The sequence below is a fragment of the Sulfitobacter sp. HI0040 genome, from assembly GCF_001634885.1.
GTDB lineage: Bacteria > Pseudomonadota > Alphaproteobacteria > Rhodobacterales > Rhodobacteraceae > Sulfitobacter.
Window position 1 is genome coordinate 1 of record NZ_LWEX01000192.1, and the last position, 1250, is coordinate 1250.

Annotated in this window: 1 protein-coding gene and 1 pseudogene; one reads left to right on the forward strand and one right to left on the reverse strand. The window is 69.0% G+C overall.

The window, feature by feature from the left end:
- A pseudogene (locus tag A3728_RS22775) lies at window positions 1-86 on the reverse strand (2-C-methyl-D-erythritol 4-phosphate cytidylyltransferase); the annotation flags it as partial.
- A gap of 138 nt (window positions 87-224) precedes the next feature.
- Between A3728_RS22775 and dusB the strand changes: the two are divergent.
- Window positions 225-1250, forward strand: a 1026-nt coding sequence (gene dusB / locus A3728_RS11850; protein WP_082851093.1) for a tRNA dihydrouridine synthase DusB, incomplete at its 3' end; no start/stop codon positions are given.

Here is a 1250-nt window from a genome sequence, read left to right on the forward strand (position 1 = left end):
CCGCCGAGGGGCCGCCATTGTTTGGGCACGCCACCGCCCGCGCGCACACCGCGCCCGGCGGCCACGATCAGGGCAGAGGTTGTCATGAGAAAATCGTCGTCGTCATGGCGACTGTCTAGGCAATGCCCGTGCGGGGCGCAATCGGCAGGGCGTGTTGCCTGTTTTTTAGGCAAACGGTCCCGGCAGGCCCCGTAAAGCGGCGCTGCAGCGTTGAGACTTGGACCATGACAGGATATGCCAAGGACAACTGCACAAGGATTAGGCATTTGACCGCCCCCGCGTTTCCCGTTCCCATCGCGCCGCCGGTGCTTCTGGCCCCGATGGCCGGAATCACCGATCTGCCGTACCGCAAGCTGGTGGCGTCCTTCGGCGCCGGGCTCGTGGTGTCGGAAATGGTCGCCAGCCGGGAGCTTCTCTGCGCGCGGCCCGGCACGCGGGAGAAAGCCGAATTGGGGCTGGGGGTCGAGGGGACGTCGGTCCAGATCGCGGGCTGCGAGGCGGAGGTGATGGCCGAAGCCGCGCGGCGGATCGCGGGGCAGGGCGCCCGGCTTATCGACATCAACATGGGCTGTCCCGCCAAGAAAGTAACGCAGGGCTATTCCGGCTCTGCCCTGATGCGCGCGCCCGATCACGCGCTGCGGCTCATTGAGGCGGTGGTGGGCGCGGTCGATGTGCCGGTGACGCTCAAGACCCGGCTCGGCTGGGATGACGACAGTCGCAATGCCGCGCAGATCGCCCGCAGGGCCGAATCGGCGGGGATCCGCATGATCACGGTGCATGGTCGCACGCGCTGCCAATTCTACAAGGGCACCGCCGACTGGGCCGCCATCGCGGAGGTGCGCGCGGCGGTCTCCATCCCGCTCATCGCCAATGGCGACATCACCGACAGCATCACGGCCCGACAGGCGATGGCGGCGTCGCAGGCCGACGGGATCATGGTGGGGCGCGGGGCGCGGGGGCGCCCCTGGCTGCTGGCCGAAATCGCGCGCGATCTCTTTGGCACGCCGGCGCCCGTGGTGCCCGAAGGTGCCGCGCTGGTGAATATCGTCGCGGGCCATTACGAAGACATTCTGTCTTTCTACGGAGCGGATCTGGGGCTGCGGGTCGCGCGCAAACACCTTGGCTGGTACATGGACGGTTGTGGCACACCCGCCGACGTGCGCCGCGCGGTTCTGACGGCGCGCAGCCCGGCGGAGGTCATGGCGCTGCTGCCCCGCGCGCTGGGGCAGGCCGCCCGACGGCAGGCGGCA